Raw genomic sequence first — 20,293 nt, 5'->3', positions numbered from 1 at the left:
GCTGACGGCGTCGCCCTGGTTGAGCGCCTGCGTCGCCGCCCGGCTGTTGTCGAGCGTATAGGTCCAGCTGCCGGTGGCGGCATTGAAGCTGAAGCTGCCATAGAGGCCGTTGAGCGAGGCCGGGGCGGCAAACACCGCCTCGCCGTCGTCGACATCGCTGACCGCCAGCTTGCCGGAGGCACTCGGATCGCCGCTGCCGGCCGCCCCCGCCTCGACCGTCGCCCGGTCGTCGCTGACCGTCGCATCGACGACGATCGCAGCCGCATCGTTGGCGCCGGTGATGGCGACGACGATGTTGTGGCTGGCGGTGCCATCGAGCGAGCTGACGCTCAGCGTGTCGCTGACCGCGTCACCCTGGTTGAGCGCCTGCGTCGCCGCCCGGGTATTATCCAGCGTATAGGTCCAGCTGCCGGTGGCGGCATTGAAGCTGAAGCTGCCATAGATGCCGTTCAGCGAAGCCGGAGCGGCAAACACCGCCTCGCCGTCGTCGACATCGCTGACCGTCAGCTTGCCGGAGGCGCTCGGATCGCCGCTGCCGGCCGCCCCCGCCTCGACCGTTGCCCGGTCGTCGCTGACCGTCGCATCGACAACGATCGCAGCCGCATCGTTGGCGCCGGTGAGCGAAATCGTCACATTTGCCTCGCTCAGCGTGCCGTTGCCGAGTCGTATCGCGTAGACGAAACTATCTTTAAGGATTTCACCGGCAGACAGCGTGTTGATATCCGCGCCCGAGCCCGCGATGCCGCTTCCATCGCTCAGACGGTATTCGATCTTTCCATTGTTGATCCTGACCCAATTGCCGAGCAGGGTCGTCTCCCAGGCAGATGCCCCATTCGCTCCGACGTCTTTCGCAATAAGCTCATAGTCAGTTGTAATTGGATTGCCATCTCCGTCGTCGACCGAGAAGAGGGATTTGGCATTCCCGCCAAGATCATTCGACATCACGTCAAGGGTTATGGTTTTGGTGGCCGCATTGTAGAGCTGAAGACTGAGCAGCTGATCTTCCGTCCAGATGTAAGAGTCATCCTTCGCCTGTGGCGCATTGGTGAAAGAAGTCGTGCTGCCACCGCCGGTGCTTTGCGTAGCCATTTAAATACCCCCATAACACAAAACAAGTAACCGGGAATCGATTCAAGACTATTTAGGATAACACGACACGCATGAACGCGCCGTCGCCTCGGTATTGTCGAGGCAAACACCATTTTTCTTAAATCAGAACCGGAATACTCCCCACTCCTAATAAAGTGTTAACATATATACTGTGAAATGAAAGGTGATTTTCTTGCGACGGTTAATTTCTCCTCGAATTCACTGCGAGAGGCCTTCTGTCAGCGCGGCACGCGCGACGGCGGTCGCCGAGGCTGAAGTGGTAGACCTCGATTGTAATAAGCAATGGGTGCGACGGCGGCGCGAGGCGTTGGCGAAGCGCAGGCTCAAGCTTCAGGGTCAGCACCGGCTGAGTCCACGCCGATCATTTCATCGACATGTCATGAAACTTCTAGCCTCGGATCGGCTTTCTACAACGAAGCCAAACAAGGAGCTCCAAATGTCCGGCGAAGCCGAAAATAATGCGACAACCGCGACCCTTCCAGTTCAGAACCCGTCAGCAGCCGAACAAGCCGTCACCGCGTCCGTGCTCGACGAGATGCAGAAAGCAAGCCCGGAGACCGGTCAGCCGGAGCCGGCGGCCGCGCTGTTCTCCTGGGAGCTCGATCCGCAGGACATGGCTAAGCTGATTTCCGAGGTGATGACACTGCCAATGGTCTTGTGGTCGACGGGCATATCCCTGACCTATTCCCTCTGGCTGTCTTCGCTGCTTCCCGCGCGCCAGACGATCGGCTCAATCAAGCAAAGCGCAGATTACGCTTAGCAAGTCGGCCGACTGCGGCGACCACGCCCCAGCCCCTGCAAGCTTCCGCCTCTCCGCCCCGTTCGACGTAATATTTGCGGAATGACGGGCAGAGAGGTGGCGAGCGGCCGCGTGCCGCCGCTCGTCAAGTCTCGCGCATTTGCATCATTCGTTGATGTCAGGCTCGACCACCCGGGCCAGATTGCGTAGCGATTCCTGCCAGCCGAGATAGCAGGCTTCGGGCGGAATGAGGTCGGGCACGCCGGCCTGAGTGATGTCCACTTCGGTGCCGACCGAGACTTTCTTCAGCGTTACGGTGACTTCCATCTCGCCCGACAGGTTCGGGTCGTCGAACTTGTCGGTATAACGAACGCGTTCGCCCGGGACGAGCTCACGAAATTCGCCGCCGAAGGCGTGGCTATTGCCAGTGGTGAAGTTGCGGAAGGACATTCTGAAGGTGCCGCCGACGGCCGGCTCCAGGTGATGCACGGTGCAGAGGAAGCCGTTCGGCGGAAGCCATTTGGCGAGCGCATCGGCCTCGATGAAGGCGCGATAGACCTTCTCCGGGCTGGTGGCGAAAACGCGGTGCAGTCGTATGGTGCTTGGCATAGTGGTGATCCTTTTGTGGACGGAATGAACGAGCTAAGGACGGACAGGCATTCGCCGACCCGACAGTGAGCGGAAATTTTCTTTAAGAAAAAATCACTCGAGTCCGAACTGCACCGCACCGCAAATACGTTTCCCCATTCGTGTCATGCAGCCGCCTGCTCCCCAACTGCATTGAGCAGCAGCCGTGCGGCCTGCTTCGACGAGGCCGGGTTCTGTCCGGTGATCAGCAGCCCGTCCTGGACGACATGCACCGCCCAGTCCTCGGTCGCCGAAAACTTCGCTCCCTGCTCCCTCAGCACGTCTTCGAGCAGATAGGGCACGATCTCGACGAGGTGCACGGCGGCCTCCTCGGAATTGGTAAAGCCGGTCACCGTGCGCCCCTTCGCGATCGGGCCGCCGTCTGGCGCCTTGACATTGGTCAGGATTCCCGGTGCGTGACAGACGAGCGCCAGCGGCTTTCCCGCCGCAAGCATCTCCTCGATCAGCGCATGCGCATTGCGGTCGTTCGTCAGGTCCCAAAGCGGGCCATGGCCACCGGGGAAGAACACAGTGTCATAATCGGCCTGATCGATGTCGGACAGCCGCAACGTGTTGGCAAGCGCAGCCGTCGCGGCCGGGTCCTTTTCAAATCGCCTCGTGTCGTCCGTCTGAAATGCGGGCTCATTGCTCTTCGGATCGAGCGGAGGCTGGCCCCCTTTCGGCGACGCGAGCACGACCTCGGCCCCGGTGTCACGGAAGACGAAGTAAGGGGCGGCGAGCTCCTCAAGCCAAAAGCCGGTTTTCTTGCCGGTATTTCCCAGCTGATCATGCGATGTGAGAACCATGAGAATTTTCATTGCTCAGCTCCTTCGACCCGGCCGGCGGACAAAATCTTCCGCGTCCGGTTTAACGGTGAATGACTGCCTGCAATCTCATGCTGAATGAGAGAAAGCATAGATCGGCTGCACCCGCGACACAAGCCTTCCGCCATCGGCCGGCGTTGCCGGCGCTCCGATAGCGGGCCACGCGAAAGCGTGCCTGTGCGATTCGGGGGCCGGGTGTAGGAAGAAGGACAAATTGCCCATAGGATCGGCCGCACTGCATTAGCATCCGAAGGATCTGGAAAGTGAGCAAGCCGAATTATCGGGATATCGCCCGCCACGCCGGCGTTGGAACGGCCACGGTCGAGCGGTCCTGAACGGACGCGGGGGCGTTCGGCCGGAACTGGTCGAAAAGGTCATATCCGCCGCGCGTCACTTGGACTACCCGCGCAAGCTTCCCGACACCCATCGCGGCCTGCTCCGGATAGAAGTGCTGATGGTTCGTCCGGAAACGAGCTTCTATCGTCGCCTTTCCCACGCCTTCGAAAGGATTGCGGCGACCCTCGATCCTTTGGTCGTCGTGCACCGCAGTTTCACCGACGAAATGAATCCGGAGGCGATCGCGCGCCGCATTCTCTCCACTGACCTTTCCCGTGCCGGATTGATCCTTGCCGTGCCGAGCAGCCCCTTGATCAGCGCCGCGGTGGAAAAGGTAAATTCACAAGGTCTGCCGGTGGTCCACGTCGTCACCCGCGCTTCCGAGCGCGTCGGGGAGTTCGTCGGCATCGACAACAATGCCGCCGGCCGGACGGCCGCGCTCTATATCAGCCGAATGGCCCTTCGGACCGGCCCTGTCGTTGCGATCTGCCATCCCATCTATCAGGTGCATCGCGATCGGATCCGCGGTTTTTCCGACTATTTTCGCGACCATCCCGGCGCCTCCAATTTCGAATGGCTGGGATTCGGCGGCGATGACGAGCGCGCCAGCGCCGATCTCTTATGGTCGGCCCTGGAGAGCTATCCCGGCCTTGCCGGCCTCTACAACGCCGGCGGCGCCAATTCCGCCCTCATCGAAGTGCTTCGCCGCCATCCACGGGGCGGCAACGTGTTCTTCGTCGGACATGAATTGACGGATTATACCCGCGCGGCCCTGAAGGACGGCATCATGGATGTCGTGCTGGATCAGGCGCCGGAAGCGCAGGCGCGGCGGGCGCTCGACCACGTCCTGCGCCGCATCGGTTTGACCGATATCGAGCCGGACCGGACGCCGATCCGCTTCATTACTATCACCAGGGAAGGACTTTGATCTAATTAGATCAAAGAAGGCTTCGGCGTTCGAAACGCCCCCTGCTACTTTGGCGTCAGGAGAAGATCCGCGCGCAAGGAGCCGCATCGGATCAAGGCGCGCGGGGCGCTCTCCTTTACCAAAATGTGTGCGGGCACGGAGACATCAGGCGCCCGGAGGAGATGCCAATGGATGATCTGAACTTCGGCAAGCGTAATAAGCGCGGCGATTGGGCGCCGAGCCAGCCGGTCGAAACCGCGCCGCTTTTCGTCTTCCCCCCGCAACTGACGGCAATCCTGAAATGGCTGCCGCACTATTTCCTTCCCTGGAACCTGCTTTTTGCGGTGTCTGCGCTTGCCTATTGGGCCTGGATCATACCGCCGGTCGCCACGATGCAGACGCTGAGCCTCGGCTGGATCGCGTGGCTGTACGCCGTGAACGCGATCTGCGTATTCCTGTTCTATGGCGCCTTCGAACTGCATCTCTATGTTCTGAAGCGCCAGGAAAACCGCTTCAAGTACAATGGCAAGTTTCCCGCGGACCAGAAAAATAACGCTTTCTGGTTCCAAAGCCAGAACCTCGACAACATGCTGCGCACTTTCCTTTCGGGCGTCGTGATCTGGACTGCCATCGAGGTCGGCATGCTCTGGGCCTATGCCAACGGCTATGCGCCGTGGCTCGGCTTTGCCGAAAATCCGTGGACACTGGCGCTCGTCGCGCTCGTCGTTCCGGTCATCCACGAGTTCCACTTCTTCTGCATTCACCGGCTCATCCACACGCCCTTTCTCTATAAGTGGGTGCATTCGGTCCACCACAATTCCGTCAACCCTTCGCCCTGGTCATCGCTGTCGATGCATCCGGTCGAGCATCTGCTCTATCTTGGAACGGCGTTTTACCACCTGATGCTGCCCTCCAACCCGGTCATCATGCTCTATCAGCTGCACTATGCCGGCTTCGGGGCAATTCCCGGCCATGTCGGCTTCGACAAGGTCGAGATCGGCAAGGAACGGCTGGTCGATAGCCACGCCTATGCGCATTACCTCCACCACAAATATTTTGAGGTGAATTACGGCGATGCCCTGATCCCGCTCGATAAGTGGTTCGGCACCTGGCACGACGGCTCGCCCGAAGGCGAAGCGCAGATGCAGGAACGCTACCGCAGGCGCAAGGAAAGGCTCGCAGCCCGCAAAGCCCGCCTGGAAGCCGAAGGAGCCGCCGAATGACCTGGGTTTCAGCTGGCAAACTTGACGACATCGAACAGGAAGGCGCCATCCGCTTCGACCATGGCGGACGCACCTACGCAATCTACCGTGGCCCGGATGACAGCGTCTACTGCACCGCCGGGCTCTGCACCCACGAGGCGATTCACCTCGCCGAGGGACTGGTCATGGATTTCGAGGTGGAATGTCCGAAGCATTCCGGCGCCTTCGACTACCGCACCGGTGAAGCGCTGAGGCTGCCGGCCTGCGAGAACCTGAAGATCTATCCGGCGGAGGTGGTCGACGGAGAGGTGCGCGTGGCCCTCGGTTAAGTGGCCAAGACATGGCGGAATACGCCAAGAAGAATTGATCCTCCCCCGGCCGGCGTCTCCTCCTCCCGAGCGCCGGCTGCTCTTTCTACTGGAGAATGCAATGGACGGTATCGTCATTATCGGTGCAGGCGAGTCCGGAACCCGGGCGGCCTTCGCCCTGCGCGAGACGGGCTATTACCGAGCCGTCACGCTGGTCGGAGCCGAGCCTCATCTGCCCTATGAACGGCCACCTCTGTCGAAAACCCTCGACGGCGCGGTGCCGATGAAACTGATCTGCCCGAAAGAAGCGCTCGAGGCGGCCGGCATCACCTATCTCAAGGGCTGCTCGGCCTCAAAGCTGGATCCCGCCGCCGCGACCGTAAGCTTGAGCGACGGTCAGCTGTTGGGTTACGAAAAACTGCTTCTGACCACCGGCGCACGGCCGAGGCGGCTTGCATGCGCGGGCGCGAAACGTGCGCTCGATTTTCGCACCCACGCCGACGCCGAAGCGATCTTCTCCAATGTCGCGCCCGGCCGACGCGCCGCGATCATCGGCGCAGGTCTGATCGGGATGGAACTCGCATCGGTCCTTCGCGCAAAGGACGTTGCAGTCGATGTGATCGAGGCCGCGCCGAAACCATTGGGCCGCGCCGTGCCTGCCCGTTTTGCCGACAAGCTGCATGCCCGACATGCCGCCGAAGGTGTGCGCTTCCACTTTGATCGGAGTGTTGCGGCAATCGGCAACGACGGTGTCGTCTTGAGCGATGGCACCATCCTGCCCGCTGACCTCGTCGTCAGCGCCATCGGGGTCGTGCCTGAAATGACCTTGGCGGAAGCATCGGGGCTGGCCACCGGCAACGGCATTCTGACGGACGCATGTCTTCGCACCAGCGCGCCGAATATATTTGCCGCAGGCGATTGCGCCGCGGTGGCCCAACCTTGCGGAGGACACATCCGCTATGAAAGCTGGCGCAATGCCAGAATGCAGGCCGAGACCGCAGCACGGAACATGGCCGGCGCCGCCGAGACTTTCGCCGCCATTCCCTGGTTCTGGTCCGACCAATACGATCTCGGCCTCCAGGTGGGGGGGGCAGCCGCTGCCCGAGCATGAGATCGTCCGGCGATCGGCAGCGGAGGGAGAGCTCGAATTCTATCTCGATGATGGTCGACTGGTAGCCGCCGCCGGTCTCGGCATCGGCAACGGCCTGGCCAAGCATATCAAGCTTGCCGAAATGCTGATTGCTGCTTGTATCAGTCCGGAGCCTGCGGCACTGGCCGATCCGGGCGTGAACCTCAAGACCCTTCTGAAAAGCGCGCGGGCCGCATGATGCAGAAGCTCCTGATCTTCCAGTCGCTCTGGGCCATGGAGCGTCGGCACACGGACGGGTTCGAGCCGAGCCTCGACGACAATATCGCTGCGATCTGCAAGGCGGGCTTCGACGGCATCAGTGCGCACTATACAAACCGCGGCGATGTCATCCGCCTCAACCAGGCCATCCGGGGAACCGGCTTGAAAATCGAGGCGGTCTGCTTTCCCCGCAGCATCGAGGATTTGCGTCTGCCGCTGGAACTTGCCACGGCCTTTCCGGTCAGCCATATCAACCTGCAGCCCGATATTCGCCCCCGCCGGATCGAGGATTGCCTGCCGATTCTCGATGGTTGGATGCGGCTCGCCGAGGATGCGGGTATTCCGGTATTCATCGAAACCCATCGCGACAGGATGACGACGGACCTGTTCTTTACGCTCGATCTGCTCGATCGACGTCCCGATCTGCCGTTGTTGGCCGATCTGTCGCATTTCCTAGTCGGTCGCGAATTCGCCTTTCCGATTGATGAGGAAAATCACGCGCATGTCAGGCGCATCCTGCAGAATGCTCATGCATTTCACGGCCGCGTCGCTTCAAGAGAGCAGGTGCAGATCGAAATCACCTTTCCGCACCATCGGCCCTGGGTCGATCTCTTCCTGCAGTGGTGGGATTACGGCTTTCGCCATTGGCGATCACACGCAACCGATGACGCCGAGCTGGTCTTACCTGCGAATTGGGGCCTAAACCCTATGCCATTACCGGCAGAGACGGCAACGACTCGACGGACAGATGGGCCGAAGCTCTGGCTTTGCGCCAAATGGTGCGCGAACTATGGGCTGCCATTGCCTGAGCCGCAGCGCACGAACTTTCGATGGCGGCAGTCAGTTCGTCAGACCAGTGCGCTCGCATCCACAGCCGCACGTGCATTGGCAGACGTTGGGGATTGTTAATCAGAAATGCCTAATGTATTTCTTGACGTGCACAAGTTGTGCGGCAGTTAAGTTGCTATAATATCTGGTATGACATCCAATTGGGGAGAGCCTCCGACATGGGGAAAATTCCTGCTGCCAGCTTGGCCCTCGAAAAAACGGAGGCGATAACTTCGGGCCTAATCGACCGGCTTTTGTTCTTTGACCGCGATTTCAATCCGATCGAAAATTTGCTTGGCAATGCGCTGCCCGCTTCCGTCAAACCAGCCGCGTCCTTTTGGGAGCACTTTCCGGAACTGGACAAATCGGCAGTCATGCTCGCTTTTCGTTCACTGGGTGACAGCGCCCAGCCTTTGCGAATAACAGGCGCACTCGGCGGATCACACGACCTGACGATCTATCGGATCGGTGATCTGTTTGCCGTGGTTCGGTCCGAGGAACACGCTGACGACGAGCGCGCAACCCTTTTGCATCTCGCGACCCATGATCCGCTGACTGGACTGCCGAACCGGCGCCAGTTCAGCGAGGATCTGAGCGGGCTGTTGCAGGAGATTGCAGGCTCGAGCGACACCCTTTCATTAATGCAACTCGACCTTGACGACTTCAAACCTGTCAACGACACGCTCGGGCATGCCGCGGGCGACAAGCTTCTTCAATCGGCTGCAAGGCGTATCCAAGCCTGCCTCTCCACCGGTGACAGGGCCTATCGATTGGCCGGCGACGAATTCACGGTGATCTCCGTGGGCGGAGGACATCCCGCCAAAGCGTACCGCTTGGCGGAAGACTTGGTTGCCGCGTTCAAAGAACCCTTCACGATAGACGGCATCGCGCTCTTTGTCGGCACCAGCATCGGCATATCCACCGCTCCGCCGGACGGCACGAGTCCGGAACAACTGATGAAAGCTTCCGACCTCGCACTCTACGCCGCCAAGAAAGAGGGGCGTGGTCGGGCGAAAGCCTATGACCCAACAATGCTAGAATTGCTGGAGCAACGGGAACTGCTGCGTCGCAGTCTGCGTATGGCGCTCGACCAACAGCAATTCTATGTAGAATACCAGCCGATTGCCGAGGGTGGCTGCATTGTCGGCTTCGAGGCGTTGCTGAGATGGCGCCACCCCCTGCTTGGAAAAATCCCTCCGGCGGCATTCATTCCGATGGCCGAGGCGGACGGGATGATGCCGGATATCGGCGCCTGGGTTTTGGAGCAGGCATGTCGCGAGGCGATGAAATGGCCGGAGAACTACCTCGTCGCCGTAAACCTGTCAGCGGCTGAATTCTTGACAAGCGGCCTGACCGACCGGATTTCGCAGACGCTGGACCTGGTCGGACTGCCGCCCGAGCGTCTGGAGCTCGAAATAACCGAGAGTGTGTTGCTCGAGCGGACCGTCAACAACATTGATACGCTCAACACCCTTAACGTGTTGGGCATACGAATTTCGCTTGATGACTTCGGCACGGAATATTCGTCCCTGAGCTATCTCAAGACATTCCCTTTCGACACGATTAAGATCGACAAATACTTTATCACCGATCTCGAAACCGATCTGAAAAGCCAGGCAATTGTCCGCTGCATCGTGAACCTTGCACATGACCTCGACATGCAGGTGACAGCCGAGGGAGTTGAAACGCGGGGTCAGGCGGAATGGCTGCACCGTGTGGGCTGCGACAGGCTTCAGGGCTATCTGCTGAGCAGGCCGCTTCCCGTGGAGGCCATTGACGAATTCATCAAAGGGGCGGAAGCATCCAAAAGCCACGCCCGACTATAGTGCTCGAAACGTCGTACTTATACATTGCATGCAGATCTAACGCTCCTGACAAGCGAACGGAGGGCATATTGGAAGAGGAAGCATCCCGCTTCGACGACCACGCATTTGTGCCGATGGTATCGCTGGAAATGAACGTTGCGATGTTCAAATCTCAATGGCAGTTTTGTGATGAGATTACTGAATATCTCTCCGATATCCTCGGCCAAAGTCACAGCGATCCGGCTCGCTACTCCAACTTTCTTTCGGTCGCTGCAAACGAGCTCATAGAGCTCGCCTTCCGCGCGACAAACGAACGGGGAAAGATACGTTTCAGCCTCTCACGCAACGCGACGTTCAACCGGCTGAGAATTGCCTTTCCGTGCGATGAGGAATTCCGCCGCAAACACATCAAGGTAGGAACAAGCGAAATAGAGCCTGGTCTCGACAACGGCTCCGGTCACCTGGTTGCCACGCCCGATGAGGCCTTGCTCAGTAATCTGGCGACGATATTAGGCGCCTCTGTCCGCATCGAGAGAGACGGCGAGGACGGGATCGAAATCATTGCCGATTTCCCCTCCGCCGAGGATTTCCAATGAGCCTGCTTCCCCTGCCCTACACCGTGCGGTTTGATCCGACAAACCAAGAGCTCGTGCTGTCCGGCAAGATGCGGCCCGAAAGCACCGCCGAGATTGCCGATGCCCTCGAACTGATGCGGCAAAGTTTGGAAAGATACAGCGGCATCGTTTACCTCAATGTCAAACGCCTGACGCACATTAATATGACGGCCTTCGCCGCCCTCTCCGATGTCGTGGCGGCAGGCTGCCGAACCAGGCCGGAACGGCAAATTAAGATTATCACGTCGAGCGTGATGGCGTGGTCTGCCTCGTTGTTCGAGACATTGACGGCATCGCAACCAAACCTGTCGGTTGAAGTCTATGATTCGGCCTTTTATCCCGGGCAAAGCTTTGTCGAGGACGAGAGCTTCATTCCCATTTTGCGCACGCAGACGAAAATGACATGGAGGCACGAACGCGAACTCTTGCCACGCCACGGCCTGCGCCTCGGCCTGATCATGGCCGATATCTGTTGCGGCATCGGTGATTTCGCAGCTCTGGTTCAACGGGAATTCAACCCGACGCGCCTTGTCGCACTGGACCACTCCGTGCGCAGTCTCGACTATGCCCGTAAGGTCGCCGCCGAGTTCGGCCTGGAAGGCATCGAGTACACTTATGGCGATGCTTCTCAGATGCTGCTTCGAGACAATCAATTCGATTTTGTTACCTGCCGGCACTCGCTACAGATTTTCGACCGCCCCGAGATGCTGCTCCGGGAGCTTTATCGCATCTGCAAGCCCGGCGGCCGTGTCTACATCACGAATGAAAAGAATTCGCATTGTTTGGGCGAGCCGCATGCCGACTCGATAAGATGGACCTACGAGGAAGTGGCGAAACTTTTCAGGCACTTCGACATGGATGTCGAGATGGGACCGAAAAGCCGCCATCTCCTCCTCAACGCCGGCTTCGAGGACATCAAGGTCGACTGCTTCATGGTGACGAACCTTGACGGCGACCCCCAGGATTTCGCAGATGTCATCGAAGCCTGGGAAAACGTCTATGCAGGCGAGATGGCCGTCCGCCGCGGCGACACGCCGGATTTCATTCGCAGATTCAGGCAAGGATTCAGGGATCACGTCTTTGCCGCCCTTCACCCTAAAGGTTACGCAGGCTGGCCGATCTGGGCAGCCTCTGGTCGAAAGCCGCTGTAATGGATAGGGGATCATCGAAAAGACCGGTCGGATTGAGCTCGTTTCGAGCAAAGTTCATCTTGGTCGTCGGTGGCGCCGTTCTCTTCGACTTATTGGTCAGCGGCGGCCTGGCGCTTTGGAATGTTCAAAGGCTGTCGCGTGACGCAACGCTCGAAGTCGGCCAGGGCCTCGAAGCCGCTAGCCAGGAATATATCCGCACCTATGCCGATTCGACCGCAGCCCAGGTGAACCTGCTCCTGCGGCAGGTTCACAACGACGTCGACACCTTGGCAGGCGTGCTGCAGGCGCAGATCGACAATCCCGCCCGCAATTCCGATGTCGGCGCGGCAATCGCCCGCACATCGCCGGACAGTGTCAGTCTGTCTTACGATGAGAAGGGGAAATGGTCGCAAAACGCGCCCGGCTCCGCTTCAGTCGTCAGCGTCTGGGGTTATTTGCTCGGACAGGACCATCAGCCGAAACCCGACATCAGGCGCGATATTGAGACAAGCGCGGTTCTCGATCTCGTTGCGCCGAGCCTGCTGCAACACGGCGCTTCAAAGCTGCAGATGTATTACATCGGACCGAGGGAACGACCGATCTTCAGGACGGCGCCCTATACCGATCAGGCTCAGACCTTCGACCGCCTTTATCCCGGGCACAACGAGGCTGATTTCTGGAACTTCTTTTTTCCTGGCCTGTATGAGTCCTGGCAGGGCTGGGCCAGGGACACGAAGACGCGACCCGTCGCAGACGACATCACGCAGACGGCTCCTTATACGGATGCCATCACCGGCAAGCTGATCGTCAGTTTCTTTCATCCACTCTGGACCGCCGACAGAAAAGACGTGGCCGGAACGGCCGGCGCCGACATCACGCTCGACCAGCTCGCCCAAACGGTCGAAAACGTCAAGGTGGCCCAATCCGGCTTTGGATTCCTGGCAATGTCCGACGGAAACGTGGTCGCGATCAACAGCAGAGGCGAGCAGACGCTCGGCCTGCGTTCTGCGAGCGGCGCAAGCGGAACCGGGGTGACCGGGCTGGAGCGTTCCTTGAAAGGAAGCGCCCAGCCTGCGATAGCGAAACTGGCGCTCGACCGGGAACAGGGCATTCAACATCTGCTGCTGCAGCGGGACGGCAATGAGGTCCCCTATATCGTGATCGTCAAGAAACTGCCCGCGACCAATCTCTGGTCCAGCGGCCCGGTTCGACAAGAGGCGATGTTGCTGGGAGTAGTGGTGCCGGAACGGGAAATCGACGCCTCCCTCTATGCCGCCCAGGCGAAAATTTCCGAGGCAACCAACCGGATCGTGATCTATCAGATCCTGGCGATCTTGATGTCGCTGCTGATCGTGACGATCGCTGTGTTTGCGGCTTCGAAACGCATAACGAGCGGGATCAGCGCACTTGCGGGGGCCGCTAAGCGCATTCAGGCGCAGGACTATTCGGTCAGAGTGGCGATAACAAGCAAGGATGAGGTCGGCGCAGCTGGTGAAGCATTCAATCGCATGGCTGAACAGATCAGCTATCACACCGAAAATCTCGAGCAAATCGTCGAAGAACGAACGGCCCAGATCGAAGATCAGAAGGAAGAGATTTCGGCGCTGAACGCACAGCTCCAGCGAGAAAATCGTCGTCTCGGGACAGAGGTGGCCGTCGCTGAAAGAATCCAGCTCATGGTTCTTCCGTTGCAACAAGAGTTGGAGGAATTTCAGGACATCGAGATCGCAGCCTATATGAGGCCCGCGGAAGAGGTCGGCGGCGATTATTACGACGTATTGAAGAACGGAAAGCGGTTGAAGATCGGCATCGGCGACGTCACCGGCCACGGACTCGAAAGCGGCGTGTTGATGCTGATGGTCCAGTCCGTCGCCCGCGCCCTTCAGGAGGCGGGAAACACCGACGCCGTCAAATTTCTGGCGGATCTAAACAGCGCCTTGTTCAAGAACATAGTGAGGACGAGAATAGACAAGCACCTGACCCTGGCCTTTCTCGACTATGACGGCAAAGAGATGATTTTGTCCGGGCAGCACGAGGAAGTTGTCATCGTGCGGGCGAACGGCGAAATTCAACGCGTCGATACCATGGATCTCGGCATACCGATCGGCTTGGACGCGGATATTTCTGCATTCATCAAAACTCGTGAAATAACGTTCGAAAAAGGCGACCTCATCCTCCTGCACACCGACGGCGTAACAGAAGCAGCAAACGACGCGGGAGAAATGTTTGGCATCGAACGTCTCTGCAGCGAAGCACTTCGCTTGAAGGGTCAGAGCGCCGACAAGGTCGTTTCCGGAATTGTCGCGACACTAATGCACTTTATCGGATCGCAAAAAATCTACGACGACATCACGCTTCTCGCGGTACGGCATAGGTGAGACATGGCGCCCAAAATATACGGCATCGAATCTCTAGCGGACATCAGCCTGGATTCTGGCGCTCGCCTGACATTGAGCGATGGGCCGCTTCAGCTTGGATGGAAGCATTCGGGAATGACTTCGGACTTCATAGCGGAGATCATGGCGCTGCCCTATTCCCGGTCGCGCAAAGATTACCTGCAGGCGCATCATGATATCGGATACCTCAGCAACGAGCTGATCGAAAATGCCGTCAAATTCCGACAGCCTGGCGACATCCTCATTGAAGCCGGCATCATCGATGGAAGCTTTCTGCTCAGGGTGAAGAATGCCCTCGATAGCGGGACAGCGTCTCGCTTACAGCAGCTCCTGCACCGCCTTCAATCGAAGGAACCCGGACTACTTCTTCTTGAGCAAATCGAAATCAACGCGATATCATCGGAAAGCGGTTCCGGTTTGGGCCTGCTCACCCTTTTGAGCGATTACGATGCGAGAATGGCATGGACATTCCAAGAGAATAAGGACGAGCATATCATACTGACGACGACTGCAGCTGTGGCGATGCCCCCCTCCTCCAATCTGTGAGCGAAGAATGGAAATCAGCGACGAAAGCTTCCGCGTATGGGCGGAAAAAAACGAGGTGTATTTCGATGGCGTCTTCCGCCTGGCAGGCCCAGACGCCTATGCGCCGATCTATTCAATGATAACAGGCCTTCTCCATGAGGGGCACAAACAGGTGACGTTCAATCTGACGGGCCTCGAATTCCTGAATTCCTCGGGCATCAACCTCCTGGCGAAGCTGACCATCGAAGCCAGAAAGATGGGCGACCTTCTGCTCATCGTCAAAGGCACCAATCAACATCCGTGGCAGGCAAAATCACTGCCGAATCTGAAGAAGCTGCACCCGCTGCTCGATTTGCGCCTGGCGTGATTTGCGGCAAACAACTCTCCTTCTTCATTCCTGTCTCGGGCTGACCCGGGGGTGATGCAGTCGCGCGCAATATCGCCAACGACCGCGGTGATGCCCCTATCAGATCGACCCTCCCGCGCCGACCCCACCAGTTGGCCGCGACGAATAGCCGGTGCTCCGCTCCCACGTTGTCCTCGGGCTACAATCTGTGATCGTCTTTCAGTGGACGAGCAACGGGAGTTTTCTCCATGAAGTTGATGCTGCGGAGCACGATCTCTCACCCATCCGGATGATTGTAATCACTGGCCCGATCTATAGTTTAGAGCAGGTTTTTGGCGACGCCACGCGACTAGTCCTCGCTCGGGGCTCGGTTTTCGCGACGAACTCTTTTTGCAAAGAGCATGCCCGAGCAAGCAGATGTGGCAGGTGTAAAGGAGCTTTCGTGGCTGGACTAGCTTCGAATAGCCGAATGATCTTTTAAAGGTAACAACATGCGTAAAACAGTAGCAGTCGGCCTGGCAGCCCTGATCGCCATGTACCTTCTCGGCGGCACGAGCGCGAGACATGAGATCTTTCCTTGGCCGCAACTTTCCGCGGCGAAGAAAATGGTTACCGGAGAGAAGGCGGCAGCTCCAAGCCGTTATACTTTCGACGACAAGGAACGACTCGTTGCCGATGAATCAAAAACCACTGTGACCTGCCCGACGCAAACTGATCGAACTGCTGTCCTACTCATTCTTGGCCAATCGAACGCGGCCAACTACGGTGGACAACGGCACCGGTCGGATTATGGCGCTCGCGTTGTAAACGCCTTTGACAAACGGTGCTTCATCGCGGCGTCGCCACTTCTTGGCTCGACCAATACCAAGGGAGAGTACTGGACGCTTCTGGGGAACAAATTGATCGCATCGGGACAAAACGACAATGTCATCCTCGCACCTCTCGCATATGGCGGATCAGAGGTCGCACGATGGGCGACAGGCGGTGACCTCAATCCTATGCTTGTCGATACGATGAAACAGCTTCACGATTCCGGTTATCGGGTAACGAGCGTCCTCTGGGTGCAAGGAGAGGCGGACTTCGTTATGGGCACCACTTCGGAGGCCTATCAGAAACATTTCATGTCGATGGTTGACACATTGCGTCAGCACGGCGTCGAAGCACCCGTTTACATTTCGATCGCATCGAAATGCCTGGAACCGAGCAACGGCGGCTTCAAGGAGCACATTCCGGACAATGCGATCATACGGGCGCAACTGGCCCTATCAAGAAGCGGCCACGGTATCCGAGAGGGCGTCAATTCTGACGCGTTACTCGATGGAGACGACCGCTACGACGATTGCCATATCGGGGGCTCAGGCGCTGAGAAAGTGTCGCAGGCCTGGCTGAATCTTCTGCGTGGCGAGAGCCACCTGGAAAGCTCGCGATAGTCTTCCCTGAACCGGTTCTCGCGCCTTCGCGAGCGACCATGGCCGCCCGCACGCCGAGTCTCGGATGCTTCTTCTGGGACCATAGCCGGGGCCCTTCGCCAGACCTCCGTCCGATGTGCAGAGCGCGATAGCAATCTATTCTCCAAGTCAGATCTCGTCGTGCAGTTGCACGGCATCTGGTCTCATTCGGAGGAAACGATGCGGATAACAACCTTAGCGTCCCTGGCCGTGCTTTCGCTGACGCTTGCAGCAAGCCCGGCAACGATTGCGGGGCTCGACATGAGCGCACTGGCAAAGGACGGCGGAAACGGCGGCGGCAATGGTGGTGGCAACGGCGGCGGTAACGGCGGTGGCCACGGAAACGGTGGCGGCCACAACAGCGGTTCAAACCACGGCAATTCCAACTCGTCAGCCGTGAGAGGCAAATCGTCCGAGGCACCGGGCAAGTCCAAGTCGGGCAAGTCAGACACCGCAGCCACTAGCACCAAGGAGAAGAACCTGTCGGCGCAGCTTGCGGGCCTGAATTCCTTGAAGCGAAATTACAGGGCGTTGATGCACACATCGGACCCGCGCATGACTGCCATCTCGGCTTACGCCGTGGCTTATGCCCAGTATGAAATCGACAACGGTATCGAGCCTGCGGCCGACGATCCCCTGCTGGGCGATCAGGCGCTGGAGGATGCGTTGGCTTCCGCAACGAAAACCGGTCAGGTCAGCCCGGCGGTCCTGGATGAAGCCAAGACCATTCTCGGGGTTGGCGATGCCGACGGCAAGATTGATCAGATCCGCACCTCGCTGGAAAACGCCGCGTCGGCGGCGCCAGACGAATAGCCACATGGCGAGATGTGAGAGGTGCGAAGCCGACTCTGGTAAGCTTCGCACCGAACTGAGAGCATTTCCGTTTCTGTTTGCGTCCGGAAATGCTCTATTTTTTTGACAATTTTGCAGCGGTCCAATCCTTCCTTGCCGGCAGTGGCACGCTGCGGCCGGCAATCGGCCTGCAAGCGCCCTTCGCCTGGTCGGTCATCGCCGATACGGAAACCGGCCGGCACAGCTCCGGCAAGACCGTGCTCGCGTTCTGAAAGCGCGGCTGGTGGATGCAAGGAGCAGCGTTCGGCGCGTGCTTCGAGGCTCCGCCCTTTTCGGGCTGCGCACCTCAGCATGAGGAGGTTGGAGGATGCCGCTTCGGGGGGACGGTGCCCCAAACGCCTCTCATCCCTATCCTCGGGCTTGACCCAGGGATGTCACAGGGATCCAGCGCGCCCAAGTCCTTGGGCGCAGGAGACACATCTCCGCCCCTAGTTTGAGTCAATCACGGCGCAGACGCGCCGTGGCTGGATTCCTGTGACGAGCACAGGAATGAGGGAGGAGAAGTAGCGCCCCGTAGGAGTTTCGAAGCGCGAAGCGAGTACTTGCACGCTAAATTAATTCGCTTGCTGCAACACCAACTTCAGCCGCACACTTCTCTCCTGTGCGAACATGAACGCAATTTCTCAACGCAACCTCATATACTCTTGATGCATTAGCATTTGGCCTCTGGCATTCAGATGCACAAATCCCTGCTCGGTTACCGAAGCAAGCTTCAAGTCAAGGCTATGGGCCAGCCCGGGCCGACGACTTTGATCTCCCCAATTTCACCCAAGCACCGTGGTAGCGGACTTGGATGAGGGAATCTGGGATGTCGATCTTGCTAAGAAGTTTGTCGCTACTGGTTGGAATAACATTGGCGGTACCAGCCTTTGGCGATTGCTTAACCGCCAAAGAAATCGAACAGGGCGTGCTGCTGACCAGAGAAGCGCCTTTCTATTCCGTATTCTACAAGCCGAACGGCCCGGGTCTCACCGAACAACGGCTGATGGAGCGCGACGGCTCACTGCAGCCGGTGTCGGCTGTATATTTGCACCCCTTGCTCGTCGAAAAGAGAGTAAGTGCCAGCGGGACGCATGAACTGAAATACGCGAATGCGATTGCATTGGACGATCTACCACAGAAGAAGAACTGGCAATCCGGCACCACGCTTTTCATCAATGGCAAAAAATCCGTTTCGGGCACGACTTTTATCAGGTTCGACGGCTTGGAAGAGGAAACTATTGGATCTTGCTCCTACAAAGTTTGGGCCATCAACAGCCGTCTGAAACTGACGGAATTGCCTCCGATTATTTTCGAACAATACTATTCCCCCGAGCTACATCTCGTTCTTCGTTCGGTGAGGCTGAGCACCACCAACCAGCCATTGAGCGAGGTTCGATTTGATCGGTTCCAAATCGGCTGGGGCAACTAGGGGGACGTCCCTCTATCATCCCAGAAAGCCCGCCCTCTGAGGGCTTCTAAGGGGTAGCGCGATTGGACAAAGACCGCTGAAGGTGCCGCTGAGACTCAGAGTCTCGTCCCTTGGACAGACTGACCTGCCGCAGAGGAATTCGAACGCCTTCTGAAGCAAAGCACACGTTCCACTTGATGCCGCTATTAACGCATTATTGCCTCAATGTCACAGCCGAAGGAACCTCTCAGCCGAGGCCTTCTCCGATCCCGGATTCACGCCAGAGCTACTGTACGCTGCCAATCTACGGTGTTGCCTCATCAATCACACGCCCCATGGCATATGACGGCTGGTAACCTGGCAACACATTGCCAGTGGGTCTGATGGAACGCATCAACGCGTCTCGGGACTTGCCTATGATTGCACCTGCTTTTCGCAAGCCAAAAACGTAAGGACCCACGTCAGCAGGCAGTGAATTGAGCGACAATCCCAACTCTTTATCGGAAAGATGGGCGACAGATGCTGCCAGTTCAGCGACCTTCCTTTCCATCCCCGCGTATTCCTTCGTCAGGAGGAGTACGATGTTGTCAAAATCGCTCCAAAACTCTTCCGGCAAATCACGACGAATCGCGGCCATGTCGTCCCCAGCGGCCATTGCTTCCCACAATGCCAATGGCGTGCAGCGTGAGATCAACGCATGGATACGACGGTACTCGGAGCCTTTGAGTTTGAGGCGCAAGCCATTTGTGAATCTAACGACAAATCCCTCGTTGTCGCGTGGGAGGGTTGCAGTATGGAGCATCATGTCCGCCATATTCCCGAACGCATGGCGTTCGGCCGCACGCCATCCCAACGCTTGGCTGGTCGTTCGAACCTCGTCGTAGGTTACTTCAAAACCTGAAGCGTGGTAGGCCGCCAACATCACCATGGCAGGTTCCGCATATCGCACGACAATTCTGTTTTCCGGATATACCGCCTCGAACAGATATGTCGTATCCGGCGACAGACCGGAGAGATCGTGGGCATCCAAGCGTGCTTGAGCCCATAGGGCCTGTTCGGAGTCGAACGCGCCTTTGGTGGCCGCGTGCCAACGGCCAGCATCATTGAACACGATTATCAGACTACCATCGAGCTTTTCGAACGCCTCAAACGGCAGATCGGGTACTTCGCCATGCCGCTCGCCGACATTGAAAAACTTCGGAAACGGCGTGGCAACGACCCGACCAGCGCCCTCGTCCACAATGAGACCGCGAGCGATCAGCGAAAACTGATCCCAACCATCCTCATATACGCACCGGGGCGTATAGATGTAGAGCTGCAAAGTACCGGTTGCGTTCGGACGGCGATGGACATGGCCAAGCCCTTGGGCTCGCTTCAAGCCAGCGATAAGGTCGGGAAACGGGATTTGGCGTGCAGGGTGTATCGGGTCGTTCATCTTTTCACAGCACCCTCTTTTATCGCCTTCAGAATTAATTTTGGCTGAATTTATCAATTGTTCAGCCGTTCCACGCCGTCAAACGCGATTTACTAATGGGTTTGATCGTCCGCTCTGATGGAT

Annotated in this window: 17 protein-coding genes and 3 pseudogenes; 16 read left to right on the top strand and 4 right to left on the bottom strand. The window is 58.2% G+C overall.

Annotated elements, in window-relative coordinates:
• Positions 1 to 1,089: VCBS domain-containing protein (locus QWJ46_RS28655; RefSeq protein WP_302755668.1), on the bottom strand; the 1,089-nt coding region annotated here is incomplete at its 3' end.
• Positions 1,090 to 1,546: 457 nt separating this feature from the next.
• Here QWJ46_RS28655 and QWJ46_RS28650 point away from each other — a divergent pair.
• On the top strand, positions 1,547 to 1,870 hold the full coding sequence (locus QWJ46_RS28650) for a hypothetical protein (RefSeq protein ID WP_302755665.1): 324 nt from the start codon (positions 1,547 to 1,549) through the stop codon (positions 1,868 to 1,870).
• 144 nt (positions 1,871 to 2,014) lie between these two features.
• On the opposite strand, the gene QWJ46_RS28645 is transcribed toward QWJ46_RS28650, so the two are convergent.
• Together QWJ46_RS28645 and QWJ46_RS28640 are read right to left on the bottom strand one after the other, a co-directional pair.
• Entirely contained in the window at positions 2,015 to 2,458 is a 444-nt protein-coding gene (locus QWJ46_RS28645; protein WP_302755664.1) for an SRPBCC family protein, read from the bottom strand.
• Between the two features lie 143 nt (positions 2,459 to 2,601).
• Positions 2,602 to 3,294 carry a type 1 glutamine amidotransferase domain-containing protein gene (locus tag QWJ46_RS28640; protein ID WP_302755661.1) on the bottom strand — a complete coding sequence of 231 codons (693 nt, stop codon included), beginning with the start codon at positions 3,292 to 3,294 and terminating at the stop codon, positions 2,602 to 2,604.
• A gap of 269 nt (positions 3,295 to 3,563) precedes the next feature.
• Here QWJ46_RS28640 and QWJ46_RS28635 point away from each other — a divergent pair.
• The 15 genes and pseudogenes from QWJ46_RS28635 to QWJ46_RS28565 all read left to right on the top strand — a co-directional run bounded on the left by QWJ46_RS28635 (position 3,564) and on the right by QWJ46_RS28565 (position 18,756).
• Positions 3,564 to 4,564, top strand: a pseudogene (locus QWJ46_RS28635) (LacI family DNA-binding transcriptional regulator).
• A 167-nt stretch (positions 4,565 to 4,731) separates the two neighbouring features.
• Complete coding sequence (locus QWJ46_RS28630) at positions 4,732 to 5,766, top strand: sterol desaturase family protein (RefSeq protein WP_302755660.1); 1,035 nt, start codon at positions 4,732 to 4,734, stop codon at positions 5,764 to 5,766.
• Positions 5,763 to 6,074 (top strand): MocE family 2Fe-2S type ferredoxin, encoded by a 312-nt coding sequence (locus QWJ46_RS28625; protein ID WP_302755659.1) that lies wholly within the window; start codon positions 5,763 to 5,765, stop codon positions 6,072 to 6,074. The genes QWJ46_RS28630 and QWJ46_RS28625 overlap by 4 nt, the downstream gene beginning before the upstream one ends.
• 100 nt (positions 6,075 to 6,174) lie before the next feature.
• Positions 6,175 to 7,381: pseudogene (locus tag QWJ46_RS28620) on the top strand (NAD(P)/FAD-dependent oxidoreductase).
• Positions 7,378 to 8,210 (top strand): annotated as a pseudogene (locus tag QWJ46_RS28615) (sugar phosphate isomerase/epimerase family protein). Before QWJ46_RS28620 ends, QWJ46_RS28615 begins: the two co-directional pseudogenes overlap by 4 nt.
• Positions 8,211 to 8,408: 198 nt before the next feature.
• Positions 8,409 to 10,055: a bifunctional diguanylate cyclase/phosphodiesterase gene (locus QWJ46_RS28610; RefSeq protein WP_302755657.1), complete on the top strand. Its 1,647-nt coding sequence runs from the start codon at positions 8,409 to 8,411 to the stop codon at positions 10,053 to 10,055.
• A gap of 68 nt (positions 10,056 to 10,123) precedes the next feature.
• Positions 10,124 to 10,630 (top strand): hypothetical protein, encoded by a 507-nt coding sequence (locus tag QWJ46_RS28605; RefSeq protein ID WP_302755656.1) that lies wholly within the window; start codon positions 10,124 to 10,126, stop codon positions 10,628 to 10,630.
• On the top strand, positions 10,627 to 11,799 hold the full coding sequence (locus QWJ46_RS28600) for a class I SAM-dependent methyltransferase (protein WP_302755654.1): 1,173 nt from the start codon (positions 10,627 to 10,629) through the stop codon (positions 11,797 to 11,799). Before QWJ46_RS28605 ends, QWJ46_RS28600 begins: the two co-directional genes overlap by 4 nt.
• Entirely contained in the window at positions 11,799 to 14,156 is a 2,358-nt protein-coding gene (locus QWJ46_RS28595; RefSeq protein ID WP_302755652.1) for a SpoIIE family protein phosphatase, read from the top strand. The genes QWJ46_RS28600 and QWJ46_RS28595 overlap by 1 nt, the downstream gene beginning before the upstream one ends.
• 3 nt (positions 14,157 to 14,159) lie before the next feature.
• Positions 14,160 to 14,720 (top strand): hypothetical protein, encoded by a 561-nt coding sequence (locus tag QWJ46_RS28590; RefSeq protein ID WP_302755651.1) that lies wholly within the window; start codon positions 14,160 to 14,162, stop codon positions 14,718 to 14,720.
• 7 nt (positions 14,721 to 14,727) lie between these two features.
• Positions 14,728 to 15,066, top strand: coding sequence for a hypothetical protein (locus tag QWJ46_RS28585; protein ID WP_184460232.1), 339 nt, complete (start codon positions 14,728 to 14,730; stop codon positions 15,064 to 15,066).
• Positions 15,067 to 15,536: 470 nt separating this feature from the next.
• Entirely contained in the window at positions 15,537 to 16,475 is a 939-nt protein-coding gene (locus QWJ46_RS28580) for a sialate O-acetylesterase (protein ID WP_302755650.1), read from the top strand.
• Between the two features lie 198 nt (positions 16,476 to 16,673).
• Complete coding sequence (locus QWJ46_RS28575; protein ID WP_302755648.1) at positions 16,674 to 17,306, top strand: hypothetical protein; 633 nt, start codon at positions 16,674 to 16,676, stop codon at positions 17,304 to 17,306.
• A gap of 89 nt (positions 17,307 to 17,395) precedes the next feature.
• Complete coding sequence (locus tag QWJ46_RS28570) at positions 17,396 to 17,557, top strand: hypothetical protein (RefSeq protein WP_302755647.1); 162 nt, start codon at positions 17,396 to 17,398, stop codon at positions 17,555 to 17,557.
• Between the two features lie 596 nt (positions 17,558 to 18,153).
• Positions 18,154 to 18,756 (top strand): hypothetical protein, encoded by a 603-nt coding sequence (locus QWJ46_RS28565; RefSeq protein ID WP_302755645.1) that lies wholly within the window; start codon positions 18,154 to 18,156, stop codon positions 18,754 to 18,756.
• A 283-nt stretch (positions 18,757 to 19,039) separates the two neighbouring features.
• On the opposite strand, the gene QWJ46_RS28560 is transcribed toward QWJ46_RS28565, so the two are convergent.
• Positions 19,040 to 20,170: an RNA ligase gene (locus QWJ46_RS28560; protein ID WP_302755644.1), complete on the bottom strand. Its 1,131-nt coding sequence runs from the start codon at positions 20,168 to 20,170 to the stop codon at positions 19,040 to 19,042.
• Positions 20,171 to 20,293 lie beyond the last annotated feature (123 nt).

The sequence above is a fragment of the Rhizobium sp. CBN3 genome, assembly GCF_030518245.1.
In the GTDB taxonomy this organism is placed as follows: domain Bacteria; phylum Pseudomonadota; class Alphaproteobacteria; order Rhizobiales; family Rhizobiaceae; genus Rhizobium; species Rhizobium aethiopicum_A.
The sequence above is the reverse complement of the archived record's forward strand: the minus strand, read 5'-3'. Positions and strand labels throughout refer to the sequence as shown.

Coding starts and splice junctions, on each gene's coding strand:
- QWJ46_RS28650 (WP_302755665.1), top strand. CDS start 1,547: ATGTCCGGCGAAGCCGAAAATAATGCGACAACCGCGACCCTTCCAGTT.
- QWJ46_RS28645 (WP_302755664.1), bottom strand. CDS start 2,458: ATGCCAAGCACCATACGACTGCACCGCGTTTTCGCCACCAGCCCGGAG.
- QWJ46_RS28640 (WP_302755661.1), bottom strand. CDS start 3,294: ATGAAAATTCTCATGGTTCTCACATCGCATGATCAGCTGGGAAATACC.
- QWJ46_RS28630 (WP_302755660.1), top strand. CDS start 4,732: ATGGATGATCTGAACTTCGGCAAGCGTAATAAGCGCGGCGATTGGGCG.
- QWJ46_RS28625 (WP_302755659.1), top strand. CDS start 5,763: ATGACCTGGGTTTCAGCTGGCAAACTTGACGACATCGAACAGGAAGGC.
- QWJ46_RS28610 (WP_302755657.1), top strand. CDS start 8,409: ATGGGGAAAATTCCTGCTGCCAGCTTGGCCCTCGAAAAAACGGAGGCG.
- QWJ46_RS28600 (WP_302755654.1), top strand. CDS start 10,627: ATGAGCCTGCTTCCCCTGCCCTACACCGTGCGGTTTGATCCGACAAAC.
- QWJ46_RS28595 (WP_302755652.1), top strand. CDS start 11,799: ATGGATAGGGGATCATCGAAAAGACCGGTCGGATTGAGCTCGTTTCGA.
- QWJ46_RS28590 (WP_302755651.1), top strand. CDS start 14,160: ATGGCGCCCAAAATATACGGCATCGAATCTCTAGCGGACATCAGCCTG.
- QWJ46_RS28585 (WP_184460232.1), top strand. CDS start 14,728: ATGGAAATCAGCGACGAAAGCTTCCGCGTATGGGCGGAAAAAAACGAG.
- QWJ46_RS28580 (WP_302755650.1), top strand. CDS start 15,537: ATGCGTAAAACAGTAGCAGTCGGCCTGGCAGCCCTGATCGCCATGTAC.
- QWJ46_RS28575 (WP_302755648.1), top strand. CDS start 16,674: ATGCGGATAACAACCTTAGCGTCCCTGGCCGTGCTTTCGCTGACGCTT.
- QWJ46_RS28570 (WP_302755647.1), top strand. CDS start 17,396: ATGCTCTATTTTTTTGACAATTTTGCAGCGGTCCAATCCTTCCTTGCC.
- QWJ46_RS28565 (WP_302755645.1), top strand. CDS start 18,154: ATGTCGATCTTGCTAAGAAGTTTGTCGCTACTGGTTGGAATAACATTG.
- QWJ46_RS28560 (WP_302755644.1), bottom strand. CDS start 20,170: ATGAACGACCCGATACACCCTGCACGCCAAATCCCGTTTCCCGACCTT.